The following is a 17,675-nucleotide window of genomic DNA, read 5'->3' as shown; positions in this document are numbered from 1 at the left end:
TCAGTGTTTATCACTCATTACGAAAATAACTTTTCCTCCGTTTGCAATGTCGCTGTGCTTAAGAACATGGTTTTTAATTTCTTTTCCGTTTACCAAAATTCGCTTTACATAAACATTTTTCTCTGATTGATTTTCGGTTTTAATAGATAACGTTTTCCCGTTTTCCAGATTAATTTTCGCAGATTTTACCAAAGGCGAACCAATCTGATATTCATCGGAACCCGGCAAAACAGGATAAAAACCAAGCGCCGAGAAAACATACCACGCCGACATTTGTCCTGCATCATCATTTCCGCAAAGTCCGTCTTCTTCGGCTGAATACATTTTCCGCATAATCATCCGCACGCGTTCCTGGGTTTTCCACGCATCGCCCGTCCAGTTGTATAGATACGGAATATGATGCCCCGGTTCGTTTCCGTGAACGTAGTTTCCGATGATGCCGTCTCGGGTGATGTCTTCGTTTTTTTCGATGTATTTGTCAGCGATTTCCGTGGTGAAAATTTCATCTAAATGTTTGGAGAATTTAGTTTTTCCGCCCATCATTTTGATCATTTCGGGAACGTTTTGAGGGACATAAAGTCCGTAATTAAAAGCATTTCCTTCGATAAAACCCTGGCCGTGCGTATCCATCGGATCAAATTCTTTCTTGAAATTTCCGTCTGAAAGTTTTGGATGCATAAATCCGGTTTTGGGATTGTAAACATTGCGGTAAGACTGGCTTCTTGTCAGATATTCGGTTTCGGAATTTTTGTCGCCGGCTCTTTTTGCAATTTGCGCGATAGCCCAGTCATCATAGGCATATTCCAACGTTTTTGAAACTGAGGAACTGCTTTTGTCCTCGGGAACATAGCCGTATTTCAGATAGTCTTCAATTCCGTCATAGTACTTTAGGTTTGATGAATTCCTTGCTGCTGTTAAAGCCCGGCTTACATCGATATCGGTAGTTCCTTTCACGATTGCATCTGCAATTACGGAAACAGAGTGATAACCGATCATACACCAGTTTTCGTTGGCGTAATGACTCCAGATGGGCAAAGCTTTATGGACGCTTTGGTCGTAATGTGCCATCATTGAATGCACAAAATCGTTGTTTCTTTTAGGCTGAATAATATTGTAAAGCGGATGCAGCGCACGATAGGTGTCCCAAAGCGAAAAAATGGAGTAGTTGGTAAATCCTTCCGATTCATGAATATTTTGATCAAGTCCGAGGTATTTTCCATCAACATCTTCGTAAAGAATCGGCGACATCATGGTGTGATAAAGTGCGGTGTAGAAAGTTTTTTTATCGTTTTCGTTTAAAGTTTCCACCTCAATTTTCGAAAGTTCTTTCTCCCACTTTTCGGAAGTCTCATTTTTCACCTGATTGAAATCCCAGTGCGGAATTTCTGCGTCCAGATTTTTTAGTGCTCCGTTGGTAGAAGTATTTGAAAGTGCGAATTTGATCAGAATCTGCTCGTCTTTTTCAGTGTCAAAATCGAAATACGCCCTGATTTGTCTTCCAGCAAATTCCGGGAAGTTCTCGTTTTCATTGAATTTTCTGTAGAAGCCGTTGTATTCTACTTTTTCGTAGCGTTTTCTGCCATAACTTTTAAACGGTTTCGAAAATTTCATCGCAAAGAACACCTTTTTGGTTCGCGCCCAGCCGGTTGTCTCGCGGTAACCGACAACGGTCTGATTGTCTTCAGCCCGAACAAAAGTCCACACATTTTTAGAATCGTAGTTGTAAATATTCGACATTAAATCCAGAATAATATGCGATTCGCCTGATTTGGGGAATGTGTAACGGTGAAAACCCACCCGGTCCGAGGTGGTGAGTTCTGCTTTAATTCCATAATCATCAAGAAAGACTTCATAAAATCCAGGTTCCGCTTTTTCTGTGCTTTTTGAAAACTGAGAATGGTAACCGCTTTTCGGTTCACTAATTTTTCCGGGTTCTAAATTGAGTTTACCTGTCGTAGGCATCACAAGAAAATCTCCGAGATCAGAATGTCCAACACCGCTGAAATGGGTATGCGAAAAACCAAAAATGGTTTGGTCTTCAAACTGATAACCCGAACAGTAGCGATACGTTTCGGGATTGTATTTGCCGTCAACCGCGTACGGAACTTGATTGGTTTCCGGCGAAAGCTGCACCATACCGAACGGCGAAGTAGCACCTGGAAAAGTATGTCCCATATTTTTTGTGCCGACAAACGGATTGACATAAGAAGTAAGATTTTGAGCAGTAATCATAAGGAAAAAGGAAAAAGAAAAAAGAGAAAGTGATTTTTTCATTGCTGAATATTTGAATAAAAATAAGAAATCCCGACGAATTGCCGGGATTATAATTGGTAAGTATAAAAAGTTTATTCTTTCGTTTCTACTTTCAGGAAAAGTTCTTCAAGCTGCTCATCAGCAATCTTACTCGGTGCGTCGATCATTACATCCCGTCCGGAATTGTTTTTCGGAAAAGCAATATAATCGCGGATGACTTCGTTTCCGTCCAAAATTGCAACCAAACGGTCGAAACCTAGAGCCAGACCTGCGTGAGGCGGTGCTCCGTACTGGAAAGCGTTCATCAAAAATCCAAACTGTGCTTCGGCGTCTTCTTTGGTGAAACCTAATAGGTTAAACATTTTTGCCTGTAAATCTTTATCGAAAATCCTTACAGATCCGCCGCCGATTTCATTTCCGTTCAGAATTAAATCGTAAGCATTTGCTCTCGCTATTCCCGGATCGGTTTCCAGTAAGTGCACATCTTCAGGTTTTGGTGACGTGAACGGATGGTGCATTGCATGGTATCTTCCGGTTTCTTCGTCCCATTCCAACAGCGGGAAATCGATTACCCAAAGTGGTGCAAATTCGTTTCCTTTTCTTAAACCCAAACGGTTCCCAAGTTCCATTCTCAATGCGGAAAGTTGGTTTCTTACCTTATTTTCATTTCCGGACATCAGGAAAATTAAATCTCCTTCTTTTGCTCCGAATTTTTCTGTAATTTTCTTTAAATCTTCTTCGCTGTAAAATTTATTTACGGAAGAAGTTACAACGCCGTCATTCTGGAATTTAATCCAAATCATTCCGTTGGCACCAATTTGCGGACGTTTTACCCAATCAATGAGTTCGTCGATTTGTTTTCTCGTATAATCTGCGCAGCCTTCAACATTGATTCCGACAACCAATTCGGCGTCATCAAATATTTTGAAATCCTTTCCTTTAACCAACTCATTTACTTCCACGAATTTCATCCCGAAACGGATATCAGGTTTGTCATTACCATAATTTTTCATCGCGTCAGCGAAAGTCATTCTCGGGAATTTTCCGAATTCTTTTCCGGCAATATCTTTCAATAAAGTCGCCGTCATTCCTTCGAAGATTTCCAAAACATCTTCCTGCTCCACAAAAGCCATTTCGCAATCGATTTGGGTAAACTCAGGCTGTCTGTCTGCTCTTAAATCCTCGTCACGGAAACATTTTACAATCTGGAAATAACGGTCCATTCCGCCGATCATCAACAACTGTTTGAAAGTTTGTGGCGATTGCGGAAGTGCATAAAACTGGCCAGGATTCATTCTGCTTGGAACCACGAAATCTCTTGCACCTTCGGGAGTGGATTTAATAAGAACCGGCGTTTCAACTTCGATAAAATTCTGATCAGAAAGATAGTTCCTTACTTTCTGCGCCATTTTGTGACGGAAAATCAGTTTGTCTTTTACCGGATTTCTGCGGATATCCAAATATCTGTATTTCATTCTCAGTTCTTCACCACCATCGGTTTGATCTTCGATGGTGAATGGCGGAAGCTGGGATTCATTTAGAACAGTAAGCTTTTCAACTAAAATTTCAATTTCGCCTGTAGGAATATTCGGGTTTTTTGAAACTCTTTCAATGACTTTTCCTTCAACCTGAATCACGAATTCACGTCCGAGCTTTTTAGCTTCTTCCATTAATTCTGCAGAGGAACGGTCCTGATCGAAGACCAGCTGTGTAATTCCGTAACGGTCCCGAAGGTCGATCCAAATCATAAATCCTTTATCACGGATTGTTTGAACCCAGCCTGAAAGCGTAACATTTTCATTAAGATTTTGAAGCGAAAGCTCGCCGTTGGTATGCGTACGGAACATAAATTTGATGTTTGAAAGTTGAGATTTTATCGTGTGCAAAGATAAGTTTTTTGTACGGGAAATCAATTCACTCTGGTTTGAATCCTGCCCTAATATGCTTAGATTTACGCCTTGGCTAAAAAATATGAGGAGATTACTGTTTTTATTGTTCTGTGTGTGTTTTTACGGATTTGGCTTTTCACAGAAAATTTCGGGAAAAGTGGTGGGCGTGAAGGACGGTGATACGTTTGTAGTGCTGAATGAACATAGAGAGATCGTTGTTAGACTTGAACATATTGATGCGCCGGAGAAAAATCAGCCATATGGGGCTAAGGCAAAAATGTTCGCTTCAGATTTTTGTTTTGGAAAGACTGTTGTAGTGATTGGAAACGGCAAAAGGGACAGAAACGGAAGGTGGATCGGTGAAATTTTCTATAAGAACCAGAATTTAGGAAAAGAGTTAGTGAGGAACGGCTTAGCATGGCATTTCAAGCGGTATTCAAAAAGTGAAAATTATGCAGATCTGGAAATGGAAGCACGAAAAAAGAAACGCGGACTTTGGCAGGAAAAAGAACCTATCGCTCCGTGGGAATGGCGGAAGTTCAAAAAAAGAAAGTTTGAAATTGTAAGAATTTAGAACCCAACGAGTGTGTTTTTTGCTTAACTTTGTGTAAATCAATAACAAAAAAACAGTATTAATTATGGGAAAAGGTGATCAGAAATCAAGACGCGGAAAAGTGACTGCAGGAAGTTATGGAAAGAAAAGACCAAGAAAATCGAACTCCGTGAAAAATATTCCGGTGAAGGTTTTAGATGAAGACGATAAAAAAGCATCTAAAGTGAAAGTCAGAAAAGAAGTGGGCTATCCGAATGATAAATCTGAAAATGCGGAAATGCCTTCCGAAACCAAACCCAAAACAGCAGCGAAACCTAAAGCTGAGAAATCCGATAAGGACGCAAAGCCTAAAGCAGCAAAAACAAAAAAAACCGAAGAATAATCTTCGGTTTTTTTATTTAGTGTGAAGTGGACTTGCTATTTTCCGCCTCCCAAGATGCTTCCTAAAAGTCCGCCCAAACCTCCTTGCTGTTGTTGCTGGTTGTTACCACCACCCAAAACACTGCCCAGAATGTCATTAAGTGGATTTCCTGAAGACTGCTGAGAGCCGCCTCCAAGTACGCTTCCTAAAATATCGTTCAAAGGGTTTGAAGGCTCAGCCTGCGCCTGATTTTGTGCACCGCCCAAAATTCCACCCAGTAAATCTCCCAGTCCACCACCGGAATTTACGCCGCTTGACTGTTTTTCTTTACCAATGTAGCCCATGATCAGGGGTGCAAGCATTGCAAGAACCGGCCCTATCTTATCCATTGAAATTCCTGTATTCTGCGAAAGTTGGTTTTCAACCTGCGATTTCTGACCGCCAAAAATATGGTCCAGAATCGAGCCGCCTTCCTGCTGTCTTGCTTCAACCTGCGCTGGATTATCTAGAATGCTTCCGTCGTGATCTTTCTCGAGTGCGTTGTTTAGCGCTTCGGCTTCATTGGGATCTTCCTGGGATTTTTTTCTCAGGTAAGAAATTACCAGCGGTGCAGCTACCGCGAGAAGTGCAATAATCTGATTTTTATTGATACCGAATTTGTTTTCGGCTTGCGAGGCTACCTGATTTCCGGCATTTCCGGTGATTAAATCAATTAAGTTCATATTTTATTGTTTTGGTGTTTTTGAATGTTGATTCTCAAAGTTACCAAAATCTGTTCCTACATCAGTTTTCAACAATGATAAAAAACTGTTAAAATTTAGTTTTTAAAAATCGGAACATTAGAACAGGCTTCGCCAAACATCAGCGATTTTACGATTGGTTTAAGTTGTTCTACAAGCTCGATGTACGCGTTTTCCGGAATGTTGATGTCCGAGCAGCCTTTTACCAGAACCCGTTTGTCCGTTAAATCTGTAAAATCATAAGTCTGCACAGCACTGTGCATGATCAATACTTCTAAATCTTCGCGGTTTCCGAAAATAATTTTTTTAGCCTCATCGGTTATTTTTGCGGTAAGGAGAAAATAAGCCCAAAGCGGCACGATAGCATCAGCTGAATTGTAAATGTAGACATATGCACCTGTGAAATCCAGAGGATTGATGGCGGCAACTTTTTCGCGGAAATCTTTTTCTTTAAGAATCATTCCTTCGAAGAGAAAATCCTTCAGGTCAACACCGATTCTTCTGCCTTTTGGCACCAATTGGGAAAGGTCAAAATTCACCAGCCCACTTTCGGATATTTTATTTTTAATTTCAAAATCTTCTGACATTTTTTTATCTTTATCTTTGAGCAAAATTACAATTTTAAAACCAAGTGAAATACTATATCATTGCCGGCGAAGCCTCCGGAGACCTTCACGCATCTAATCTCATGAAATCGATTCTTCGGAAAGATCCCGAGGCGGAATTCCGTTTTTGGGGCGGAGATTTAATGACCAGTGTTGCTGGTACGGAACCGGTAAAACATTATCGGGATCTGGCTTTCATGGGTTTTCTGGAAGTAGCTAAAAACCTGAGAACGATTTTAAAGAATATTAAAATCTGCAAAAACGACATCGAGCTTTACCAGCCAGATGTGCTGATTTTGGTAGATTATCCCGGTTTTAATTTAAGAATTGCGGAGTTTGCGAAAACACTCGGAATAAAAGTGGTTTATTATATTTCTCCGCAGCTTTGGGCGTGGAAGGAAGGGCGTGTAGAAAAGATTAAGAATTATGTAGATGAGATGCTTGTGATTCTTCCCTTCGAAAAGGAATTTTACAGGAAACATCAGGTTGATGCACATTTTGTGGGTCATCCTTTGCTTGATGCTATTTCGGATTTACCAGCAATTGATGTTCAGAAATTCAAAGAAGAACATCACTTAAACGGGAAGGAAATTATCGCCTTACTGCCAGGATCCCGCGAACAGGAAGTCACCAAGATGCTGGAGCTGATGCTTTCGGTTAGGCCGTTTTTTAAGGATTATCAGTTTGTGATCGCAGGTGCGCCAAGTTTGCCTAAAGAATTCTATCAGAAATATGTTGACGATAATGTTCATTTTGTGTCGAACAAAACCTATGATCTGCTGAGGTGTTCGAAGGCCGCTTTGGTCACCTCCGGTACGGCAACATTGGAAACCGCTTTGCTCAATATTCCCGAAGTGGTTTGCTACCGAAGCAGCAGAATTTCTTACGAAATCGGTAAAAGAGTCGTAAAGAACATTAAATATATATCGCTGGTAAACCTGATTATGGACCGCGAAATTGTAACAGAGCTGATACAGCAGCAACTGAATACCGACAATCTGGTACGGGAACTTAAGCTTTTGATAGAAGGCCATGGGAGACAGAAAATGTTGGATGAATTTGAATTGCTGCGCCAGAAACTGGGTGGGAGAGGAGCAAGCGACCAGGCCGCCGATATAATTGTGAAAGGGTGATTTTACGGTGGATTTTATACGTAAAGATTGATACTTTTACGTATAAAAATCACCTTGCATAAACAACCTTTACTTATTCTCTGCATCTGTTTTATTCTTGGAATTCTTCTGCAGGATTTTGTTTCGCTGAAACTGCGGTATATTTATATGCTGCTGGGTTTCAGTTTTGTCATGCTTGGTTTTTATGTAATTAAAAATTTTTATCTGCACAGATTCCGGCATATTTCGCTGTTTATTCTCTTCTTTTCTTTAGGAATTATCGCTCATTTTCTGAATTCAAAAAAACCTCCGCTTCCGGATTTGAAGAGTAAAGAAAATATTGTTTTCAAAATCACTAAGAAACTGAATTCCAACGAAAAGAACCGCCGCTATGAAATCGTTGCGTGGAAGGAAAAGCAACCTTTTTTAAGCGTTCTTTCTGTCCCGAAATCGGAAGCTGACCTGAATTTCCTTCACTATTACAAAGCCGAAGCCTACATTAATCCGCTGCAGAAATCTTACAGTGATTTTCAGTTTGATTACGCTAAATACCTTTCCCGCAAGGATATTTATTTTCAGGCTTATCTCCCAAATTCTTTTCGCAGCGGTTTAAGAAATGATTTAAGTTTTTCTGAGAAAATCAGGCAGAAAAGACTCGAAAGTCTGGCTAAAATAGATCGGGCTAATTTCAGCAAGCGCGCCCGCGAGTTTACAAAAGGAATCATCCTCGCAGACCGCACCGAAATGGATGCCGAGACGGTTCAGGATTTTACCAAATCCGGTTTGATGCACGTCCTGGCAATTTCCGGATCGCATATGGCAATTATCTTCTGGCTGATTCTGTTAATTCTAAAATCTTTATTCCCGCCAGGATACAGAAATCACAAAATTATTATTTCGCTTATTCTCATCTGGGCATTTGCTGTATTTATCGATTACGGGAGCTCTGTGGTACGCAGCTGTATAATGATCTCAGCGTATTATATTTCGGTTGTGCTGCAGCGTAAACCTGATTTGCTGCACGCAATGGCGGTTGCGGCTTTTTCTATATTGATTTTAGATACGAATCAGTTTTTCGATGTGGGTTTTCAGTTAAGTTTTGTGGCGGTTTTCGGAATTTTCTGGCTGAATCAGCCGATTCTCAAGTACTTGCCGAAACCTAAAAACAACTTCCAGAATTTTATGGTGAACGTAGTGTCGATAAGTTTCGCGGCACAGATTGCGACGCTTCCGCTGGTAATTTATTATTTCCATCAATATTCGGGAATTTCAATTATAGCCAATCTTATTGTGATTCCGTTTTCGGAAATTATGATCGTGTTTTCGCTGTTAATGACTGTCTTGATCGAATTTTCTTTACACCTTGAATGGCTGGATCAAATTTATGATGCTGCAGTTACAGGTACTTTAAAAACCATTCACTTTTTCGCAGATATTGATGTTGCATTTTTTAAAATGATTCCGATGACACTGCCTGAAGTTTTTGTATCATTTTTAGTTGTCTGGTTTTTAAGATTTGCCATAAATAATTTTACATTGAAAAATGTTCTGCGTATTTCTTACTTTTTACTTATATTTATAGTACTTAGATTTTTAATAAACTACAAAGCGTTGCACACGAATGAAGTTCTTGAGCATTCCTATTATAAGGAAAAGATAATTTCAGTAAAAAAGAGAGATAAGGTACAGTTTGTTATGAAGATAAATGCTAATTATCCTAAAATCGAAAAGTTTGTCATTGAGCCTTATCTTACTTCCCGCAGGGCCCAGAATTTCGAGATCATTATCATCTCTGATGAGGTCGAAAAAATCGTGATTAATGGTGAAAATTTTGATTTTAAGTAAAAATAATAGTCGCAATGTCTTTGTAAATGAGTCTACTAAGTCATATTTTCTTATTTAGAAAGATTACAAACTGAAATTTTCTGACATTTCTCACCTTCGCATACCTTAACATTTTTTTAACTTTGTGGAAATTCAATTTAAACAATATTATGGCAGGATTAACAAGTTCTACTATTGGTAGAAAGTACGCAATGGCATTGTCTGCAATGTTTTTGCTCATATTCCTTATCATGCACCTTTCGGTGAATTTAATCTCAGTTTTCAGTCCAGAAGCATTCAACTCAGCTTCGGAATTTATGGGATACAATCCTTTGATTCAGTTTCTGATGCAGCCAGTTCTTGGATTTGCGGTGATTTTTCACTTCGTAATGGGCTTTGTTCTGGAACTTAAGAACAGAAGCGCAAGACCGATACAGTACGCAGTAAACAACGGTTCCGCCAATTCTACATGGACGTCGCGAAACATGATCATTTCTGGTTTGGTGGTTTTGGCTTTTTTAGGCCTTCACATGTATGATTTCTGGTGGCACGAGATCAATTTCAAGTACATTGAAGCAAACACTCCCGACAATGAAAGATTCTGGCACGAACTGCACGCGAAATTTGCTGATGCTTGGCGGGTGATATTTTATATCATCGCATTCGTTCTTTTGGGATTGCACTTGGCGCATGGTTTCCAGTCGTCTTTTCAGTCTGTAGGCGCTAGACATCCGAAATATACTCCGGTAATCAAAGCTCTTGGAACTTGGTATTCCATATTGATTCCTGCAGGATTTATTTTAATTGCAGTGTATCATTTCTTAACTCAGTAAATTTTAAGTTTTAATTCAGCATTAATTCCTTAAAGTTTATATTTTAAAATTCTTAAAAATGAGCAAATTAGATTCAAAAATCCCACACGGTCCCTTAGCGGAAAAGTGGACTAATCATAAAAATCACATGAACCTGGTTGCGCCGAACAACCGTGATAAAATAGATATTATCGTTGTGGGGACAGGTTTGGCAGGTGGTTCTGCGGCTGCAACACTTGCAGAGCAGGGCTATAATGTAAAGGCATTCTGTTATCAGGATTCACCTAGAAGAGCGCACTCCATTGCTGCGCAGGGTGGTATTAATGCTGCAAAAAACTATCAGGGCGACGGAGATTCAACTTACCGTCTGTTTTATGATACTATTAAAGGTGGAGATTACCGCGCAAGAGAGGCTAATGTTTACCGTTTAGCAGAAGTTTCTGCAAACATTATCGACCAGTGTGTAGCACAGGGCGTACCGTTTGGAAGAGAATATGGTGGGCAGCTTGATAACCGTTCTTTCGGTGGTGTTCAGGTAAAAAGAACTTTCTATGCAAAAGGGCAAACTGGGCAGCAACTGCTTTTGGGAGCTTATTCTGCCATGAGCCGCCAGATTGGGAAAGGAAGAATCAAAATGTACAACCGTCACGAAATGCTTGAGCTCGTAATTGTTGACGGAAAAGCAAGAGGGATTATCGCAAGAAATCTTGTAACCGGAGAAATCGAAAGACATTCTGCACATGCTGTAGTAATTGCTTCGGGAGGCTACGGAAACGTATATTTCCTTTCAACAAATGCAATGGGTTCCAATGTTTCAGCAGCGTGGAAGATTCACAAAAAAGGAGCGTATTTCGCAAATCCTTGTTATGTGCAAATTCACCCGACTTGTATTCCGGTTCACGGGACACAACAGTCGAAACTGACTTTGATGTCTGAATCCTTAAGAAACTCGGGAAGAATCTGGGTTCCTAAAAATATAGAAGATGCTGTGGCAATTCGTGAAGGAAAGCTCAGGGCAGAAAGTATTCCTGAAAAAAACCGCGATTATTATCTGGAAAGAAGATATCCAGCTTTCGGAAACCTGGTTCCGCGTGATGTGGCTTCAAGAGCAGCAAAGGAAAGATGTGATGCCGGTTTCGGTATTGAAAATAATGATACTAAAGAAGGTGTTTATTTAGATTTCTCTACAGAAATTACTAAAAAAGGCCGCGAGGCAGCCCTTGAGAAAAATATTCATAATCCTACAGATCAGCAGATTTATGATTTAGGGAAAGCCTGGATCGAAGAAAAGTACGGTAACCTTTTCGTGATGTACGAAAAAATCACCGGCGAGAATCCATATGTAACTCCAATGAAGATTTATCCTGCGGTTCACTATACCATGGGTGGTGTTTGGGTTGATTATAACCTGCAGTCTTCCATTCCGGGATGTTTTGTTCTAGGTGAAGCTAATTTCTCGGATCACGGAGCGAACAGATTGGGTGCTTCTGCACTGATGCAGGGTCTGGCGGACGGTTATTTCGTTCTTCCATATACGATTGCAGATTATCTTTCAGCAGATATCAGAACAGGCTCAATTCCTACCAATACTGCAGATTTCGATGCCGCTGAGAAAGAAGTTCAGGATAAGATTGATTTCTTCATCAACAATAAAGGAACACATACGGTAGATTATTTCCACAAGAAATTAGGACACATTATGTGGAATAAGGTGGGAATGGGAAGAACTCCGGAAGGATTAAAAGAAGCCATCAAAGAAATCGAAGAAGTAAGAAATGATTTCTGGAAAAATGTAAAAGTACCTGGTACCAACGAAGAGATGAATATGGAGCTTGAAAAAGCACTTAGAGTTGCAGATTTCCTTGAATTAGGACAGCTGATGGCCCTCGATGCTTTGAAGAGAGAGGAATCCTGCGGCGGACATTTCCGTTGGGATCACGCAACACCGGAAGGTGAGGCAGAAAGAGATGACCAGAACTTCAAATATGTTGCTGCATGGGAATATCAGGGAGAAGACATCAACCAGGAAGTGATGCACAAAGAAGAACTCATTTACGAGAACATCGAAGTGAAAACAAGAAGTTATAAATAATCTCCAAAAAAGTTATAGAGAAATGAGTGCAAAAAAAGGATTAAACCTGACTCTGAAAATTTGGAGACAGAAAAACAATAAATCAAAAGGACAGTTCGAAACCTATAAGATTTCCGACGTTTCCACAGAATCTTCTTTCCTGGAGATGCTGGATATGCTTAATGAAAATCTGGTGAACGAAGGTAAAGAACCAGTTGCTTTCGACCATGACTGTCGCGAGGGAATCTGCGGAATGTGCTCCCTGTACATCAACGGCAGATCTCACGGCCCGGATACGGGAATTACCACTTGCCAACTTCACATGAGAATGTTTAAAGATGGCGAAACCATCCACATCGAACCTTGGAGAAGTGCTGCTTTTCCGGTAATTAAAGATTTGGTGGTAGACAGAAGTGCTTTCGACAGAGTGATGGCAGCAGGAGGATTTGTTTCCGTGAATACTTCAGGAAACACACTGGATGCCAACGCGATTCCGGTTCCAAAAGAAGATGCAGACAAAGCGATGGATGCTGCGGCGTGTATCGGCTGCGGTGCCTGTGTAGCGACCTGTAAAAACGGTTCAGCAATGCTGTTCGTTGGAGCAAAGGTTTCTCAGTATGCTTTGCTTCCGCAGGGACGTGTTGAAGCAAAACGAAGAGTGTTGAATATGGTGAAAGCAATGGACGAAGAAGGTTTCGGAAACTGCTCGAATACCGGAGCCTGTGAAGTGGAATGTCCGAAAGGAATTTCTCTTGAAGTAATTGCAAGAATGAACAGAGAATACATTACTGCCAATATCGACAGAGGATAAAACCCTTACAAATACAGAAAATCCGCTTTCCATACCGAAAGCGGATTTTTCTTTGTTAAATTTTCACAATTATCTGATTTTAATTTTCTATAACTCTTTATATAACTTATTTTTGCTCGAAATTTAAATAAGATCGCCCGAGAAATTAAAAATGCAAAAATTTATATACAATCAAAAAAACATGAGTAAATATTTTTTCTTATTGATGTTCGCTTTCGTAGCGATGTCGTGTTCAAAAAAAGTAGAGGTAAAAGGTAACTTTGCCGGTGGTTCACCCCTCGAAAGAATCGAGTTTGTAGAAGCTTCTGGCGTTGCAACGCTTCCATTGGTTAACTTAGGAGTAGACAGCAAAGGGAGCTTCTCCGGAAGTTTCGAAGCACCTAAAAACGGAATGTATATCATGTCTTACGCCGGTAAAACAGCAATGATTTATCTTAAAGGTGGCCAGGAACTCAATATCTCCGGCCAGGCTGCAATGTTCCCGAATCAGTTTACCATTACAGGTGATGCAAAGAACAACAACGATTTCCTTTTAGAGGTAACGAAATTTATTCAGGGTTATGCCGGCAAGATCAATGTTGGTGAACTGGTAATGAAAAAAGAAGCCGATTTCCTTAAAGAAGCTGAAAAAATCCGTACCGATATCGGTAAAAGTATCGATGCAGCAGCTAAGAAAACTTCTGCCGATAACGAAGTTGTAGAGTTTAAGAAAGACGAGCTTAATGCAAGTATTCTTGGATTGATGAGCCAATATGAGGCAAACCATCCGCAGGCTACACAAAATCCTGCCTACAAAGCTTCAAAAAACTTTACAGATGCTGTAGCGAAGTTGGATACCGACAGCGACAGACTTTTGAAAACCCAGCCGATCTACAGAAATTATCTTTTGGGAAAACTCAGCCCGGAATTCCAGACTTTTGCTACCAATAAAAATACAACAGGTACAGCGCTTTCTTCTGAATTATTTGCTGAATTTCTTGATACTAAAAAGGACCTTTCTCAGCTGACCAAAGATTATCTGTTGGCTTTCGTACTTTCAAGCGGCGATATTGCCCCGGGAATGACTACCGAAAACACCAACAAAATCAACAAGATCATTAATGAGAAAATTAAGGATGCGGGGATCAAAAAAGATATGCAGCGAATTCAGTTCGTTATTGCGGGTCCAAAAGCCGGCGAAGCAGCGCCTGCAGCGAAATTAATTAAGCAGGATGGTAGTGCTTTCAAATTAGCAGATGCAAAAGGAAAACCGACTTTAGTAATGTTTTACGCATCATGGAATCCTTACATTTCCGAAGGTACAGTTCCTGTGCTGAAAGAAGTGGTAAATTTCTATAAATCTAAAATGGATTTCACTTTTGTGAATTTAGATGATACCAAAGAACAGTTTATTAAAACCAGCAACGCAATGTTAAAAGGAATTCCCGGAAACAATGTTTACGGTGAAGGCGGGCTTACTTCGCAGATTGCAAAAGATCTTGGAATTTACGGTTTCAAACTTCCTTCTTTCGTGGTTTTGGATAAAGACGGAAAAATTGCTAGCCGTTTCTTCTATAATTTGGGTGATCCTGAAATTGTAACGGTACTGGACAAACTTTCCGGGTTGAAAGCACCAACTGTTCAGCCGGAAGTTACTTTACAGAATGATTTGCTGGCTCCGCAGGCGGTTCCACAACCGGAAGCTGCTCCAACAAAATAATTTAGGCACAAAGATCTAATATTATCCCGTCAGTTTTTCTGGCGGGATTTTTTTTTAAATATATATAGTCTTTCATGCGTTTTGCCGGTCAAATTATAATTGACTTTACCTTAAATCGAATTATCGCCTCTTTTTATTTTCAAAACCTTATTTTTGTGCTCATTATAATTGAAGATGAGAAGGAAAAGTAAAAACATTGTTTTAGAAAATATAAAACTGGTTTCAGCAGGAGCAAAAGGCGTTGCAGTAGGCAGAACCGAAGAAGGTAAAACCGTTCTGGTTACGGGCGCTGTTCCGGGTGATGTGGTAAATGCCCGCGTAAAAAAATCAAAATCAAAGTATTTTGAAGCTGAGGTTGCCGAAATTATTGAAAAATCACCTTTCAGAGTTGAGCCGAAATGTATCCACTTCGGGGTTTGTGGCGGCTGCAAATGGCAGAATCTAGCCTACGAAAAACAGCTCGATTTCAAACAGGACGAAGTTTTCAACCACATCAAAAGAATCGGCGGATTTGAGGATTTCGAAACGCAGCCGATTTTAGGAAGCACCGAAGAGTATTTCTACCGCAATAAAATGGAGTTTTCCTTTTCAAATGCACGTTGGTTAACTCAGTATGAAATCTCTTCCGAAGAGAATTTCGGAAACCGCGACGCTTTAGGATTTCATATTCCGGGGATGTGGAGCAAAATTCTCGATTTAAAGGAATGCTGGCTTCAGGAAGATCCTTCAAATTTCATAAGACTTGCTGTAAAAGAGTATGCCGTAGCAAACGGACTTGAGTTTTTCGATGTGAAAGAACAGACCGGTTTTTTACGGACTTTAATGTTGCGCCAAAACTCAAAAGGGGAGTGGATGGTTCTCTTCCAGCTTTTCCGTGATGATAAAGAAAACCGCGAAAAATTATTCGATTTCTTACTCAATGAATTTCCGCAGATTAAAACTTTGGTGTACTGCATCAATTCAAAGCAGAACGATTCCATTTACGATCAGCATGTCGTAACCTATTTCGGGGAAGGATTTTTAATGGAGGAAATGGATGGTCTGCACTTTAAAATCGGACCGAAATCTTTCTTCCAGACGAATTATAAGCAGGCATTGGAACTTTATAGAAAAACTTTGGAATTTGCTGATCTGAAAGGTGATGAGGTGGTTTACGATCTTTATACAGGAACCGGAACAATCGCACAATACGTTGCCAGAAATGCAAAACAGGTCATCGGCATCGAATCGGTTCAGGAAGCGATTAATGCAGCGAAAGAACACGCCAAACTCAACGGACTTTCTAACTGTACTTTCTACTGTGGCGATATGAAAGACATTTTCAATGATGATTTTCTTGCCAACCATCCGAAAGCTGATGTCCTGATTACTGATCCGCCTCGCGACGGAATGCACCAGAAAGTGGTAGAGCAAATTCTTAAGCTTTCCCCTGAAAAAATTGTTTACGTTAGCTGTAATTCGGCGACACAGGCCAGGGATATGGCGCTGATGAAAGAGCATTACCGATTGGTGAAAATTCTTCCTGTAGATATGTTCCCCCAGACGCATCATGTGGAAAATATTGCGCTATTGGTAAAGATTTAAGTACATTTATATCATGAAATTTCTGAAAATATTTCTCCTTTCAGTATTTTTATTTACGCTCTTTTCCTGCGGAAGCGATGATGATATCTGCATAAGTGGTGAAGCCACTCCACGGCTGAAGCTGAAATTTAAAACCAAAGCCACCGGAAAAGCAAAAACTCTGGATTCTCTTTTTGTCAACGTAGATTACGGCAACGGTCAGATTCCTGTGATTGCCACCAAAACAAGAACCGATTCGGTATTTATTCCGTTGAGGGTTGATGATGCGCCATTCACTAAGATCTACGTGGGATTATCCCGGGCTGCGGTTACATCTGAGGTGAAAATTAATTACACGACCAAATCAGAGTATGTTTCGCCCGCATGTGGGATTAAAAAAGTATACGAAAATGCCAGTGCTGTTCTGGAAGTTCCCAATCCTGTTGTTGATATTGAACAAAACCAAACTCAAATTACCGATGAATCCAAGACTCATTTTTTCCTTCTTTTTTAGTTTTGTCTTTGTAATGTCGTTTGCACAGAACGAGCAGGACAGTTTGAAAGCCAAATGGAAATATGAGCCCAATTTCATGGTCGGAATTGATGTGTTGAATGCCGGAATCGGAGTGTTTGCAGAAAGAAAACTTTTTCAGGGTTTCGTGTCTTCCAAAATTTCAAAGAATATTCATGCTGTTGCCGAAGCAGGTTTTGAAAAGAATATTTACCAGAAAAACGGTTACGACGCTTCCGTAAATGGTCCTTTTTTAAAACTGGGCGCTTTTTACATGTTGGCAAAAGACAAAGAAAATGAACTGAACGGTTTTTATGCCGGTGCAAAAGCTGCCGGTTCATTTTATAATCAGGAATACAGGGCTGTTCCCGTACGGGGCTACGGCGGAAGCGAGACTTCGGTAGCATTCCCAGCATCTTCTCAAAGTTCTTACTGGATTGAAGCCACGATTGGGGGCCGGGTTCAGCTTTTCGAATCTCCTTTTTATATTGATGTGAATATGCAGCCGAGATATTTGCTTTTTTCCAGTACTCAGGTGGATATCAAGCCGATGATTGTTCCAGGTTTCGGCAAAAGTTCCGCAAAATTCAATGTAGGCTTTGCATGGAATATCGCTTATCATTTTTAAGGGCGCCAACTGTTATGTAATGAATAATTTACTCGTAAATTTTCATGCGGGTTTTGAACTCGGTTTTCTTAAATATCTTATAACGATTGGATTTGTTTTATTAATTTATATAATTTTGTACGAATTATACAATTAATCAATGGAATAGCTGACAAAAGTTTTGCGAATTAAATAAATTAATGCTATTATTATTTTGACAGTCTGAAAAAAAAAATTACTTTTGGAATTAATTCAATAAAAAAT

Annotated in this window: 15 protein-coding genes; 11 read left to right on the top strand and 4 right to left on the bottom strand. The window is 40.1% G+C overall.

The genetic code is table 11. The annotated features are described in order from the left end of the window. Together KTV93_RS04875 and aspS are read right to left on the bottom strand one after the other, a co-directional pair. Positions 1-2,274, bottom strand: a complete 2,274-nt coding sequence (locus KTV93_RS04875; RefSeq protein WP_218250196.1) for a GH92 family glycosyl hydrolase — start codon at positions 2,272-2,274, stop codon at positions 1-3. 71 nt (positions 2,275-2,345) lie between these two features. After that, entirely contained in the window at positions 2,346-4,100 is a 1,755-nt protein-coding gene (gene aspS / locus KTV93_RS04870; protein WP_218250195.1) for an aspartate--tRNA ligase, read from the bottom strand. Between the two features lie 124 nt (positions 4,101-4,224). Between aspS and KTV93_RS04865 the strand changes: the two genes are divergently transcribed. Further along, positions 4,225-4,716, top strand: coding sequence for a thermonuclease family protein (locus KTV93_RS04865; RefSeq protein WP_218250194.1), 492 nt, complete (start codon positions 4,225-4,227; stop codon positions 4,714-4,716). 64 nt (positions 4,717-4,780) lie between these two features. Continuing rightward, complete coding sequence (locus KTV93_RS12545; protein ID WP_218250193.1) at positions 4,781-5,077, top strand: 30S ribosomal protein THX; 297 nt, start codon at positions 4,781-4,783, stop codon at positions 5,075-5,077. A 35-nt stretch (positions 5,078-5,112) separates the two neighbouring features. On the opposite strand, the gene KTV93_RS04855 is transcribed toward KTV93_RS12545, so the two are convergent. Both KTV93_RS04855 and KTV93_RS04850 read right to left on the bottom strand, forming a co-directional pair. Then, the gene (locus KTV93_RS04855) at positions 5,113-5,778 is read right to left on the bottom strand and encodes a DUF937 domain-containing protein (RefSeq protein ID WP_218250192.1); all 666 of its coding nucleotides are present in this window, start codon (positions 5,776-5,778) and stop codon (positions 5,113-5,115) included. 95 nt (positions 5,779-5,873) lie between these two features. Continuing rightward, entirely contained in the window at positions 5,874-6,383 is a 510-nt protein-coding gene (locus tag KTV93_RS04850; RefSeq protein ID WP_218250191.1) for a DUF2480 family protein, read from the bottom strand. Positions 6,384-6,427: 44 nt separating this feature from the next. On the opposite strand from KTV93_RS04850, the gene lpxB reads away from it, so the two are divergent. The 9 genes from lpxB (at position 6,428) to KTV93_RS04805 (ending at position 17,432) form a co-directional block, all read left to right on the top strand. After that, positions 6,428-7,534, top strand: coding sequence for a lipid-A-disaccharide synthase (lpxB, locus tag KTV93_RS04845; RefSeq protein WP_218250190.1), 1,107 nt, complete (start codon positions 6,428-6,430; stop codon positions 7,532-7,534). Positions 7,535-7,588: 54 nt separating this feature from the next. After that, positions 7,589-9,358: a ComEC/Rec2 family competence protein gene (locus KTV93_RS04840; protein WP_218250189.1), complete on the top strand. Its 1,770-nt coding sequence runs from the start codon at positions 7,589-7,591 to the stop codon at positions 9,356-9,358. Between the two features lie 149 nt (positions 9,359-9,507). Beyond that, on the top strand, positions 9,508-10,170 hold the full coding sequence (locus KTV93_RS04835) for a succinate dehydrogenase cytochrome b subunit (protein ID WP_218250188.1): 663 nt from the start codon (positions 9,508-9,510) through the stop codon (positions 10,168-10,170). 58 nt (positions 10,171-10,228) lie between these two features. Next, the gene (locus KTV93_RS04830) at positions 10,229-12,241 is read left to right on the top strand and encodes a fumarate reductase/succinate dehydrogenase flavoprotein subunit (RefSeq protein WP_218250187.1); all 2,013 of its coding nucleotides are present in this window, start codon (positions 10,229-10,231) and stop codon (positions 12,239-12,241) included. A 22-nt stretch (positions 12,242-12,263) separates the two neighbouring features. After that, positions 12,264-13,031, top strand: coding sequence for a succinate dehydrogenase/fumarate reductase iron-sulfur subunit (locus KTV93_RS04825; protein ID WP_218250186.1), 768 nt, complete (start codon positions 12,264-12,266; stop codon positions 13,029-13,031). Positions 13,032-13,182: 151 nt separating this feature from the next. After that, positions 13,183-14,730 carry a TlpA family protein disulfide reductase gene (locus KTV93_RS04820; RefSeq protein ID WP_230259212.1) on the top strand — a complete coding sequence of 516 codons (1,548 nt, stop codon included), beginning with the start codon at positions 13,183-13,185 and terminating at the stop codon, positions 14,728-14,730. A gap of 174 nt (positions 14,731-14,904) precedes the next feature. Further along, entirely contained in the window at positions 14,905-16,314 is a 1,410-nt protein-coding gene (gene rlmD, locus KTV93_RS04815) for a 23S rRNA (uracil(1939)-C(5))-methyltransferase RlmD (protein ID WP_218250185.1), read from the top strand. 13 nt (positions 16,315-16,327) lie between these two features. After that, a complete protein-coding gene (locus KTV93_RS04810) occupies positions 16,328-16,807 on the top strand; it encodes a DUF6452 family protein (RefSeq protein ID WP_218250184.1) in 480 nt (159 codons plus the stop codon). Continuing rightward, positions 16,773-17,432, top strand: a complete 660-nt coding sequence (locus KTV93_RS04805) for a DUF6048 family protein (protein ID WP_218250183.1) — start codon at positions 16,773-16,775, stop codon at positions 17,430-17,432. The genes KTV93_RS04810 and KTV93_RS04805 overlap by 35 nt, the downstream gene beginning before the upstream one ends. Positions 17,433-17,675: the final 243 nt, after the last annotated feature.

It is taken from the genome of Kaistella faecalis (assembly GCF_019195395.1).
Classification (GTDB): domain Bacteria; phylum Bacteroidota; class Bacteroidia; order Flavobacteriales; family Weeksellaceae; genus Kaistella; species Kaistella faecalis.
Note: the sequence above shows the minus strand (reverse complement) of the source record. Positions and strands in the feature narration are given on the sequence as shown.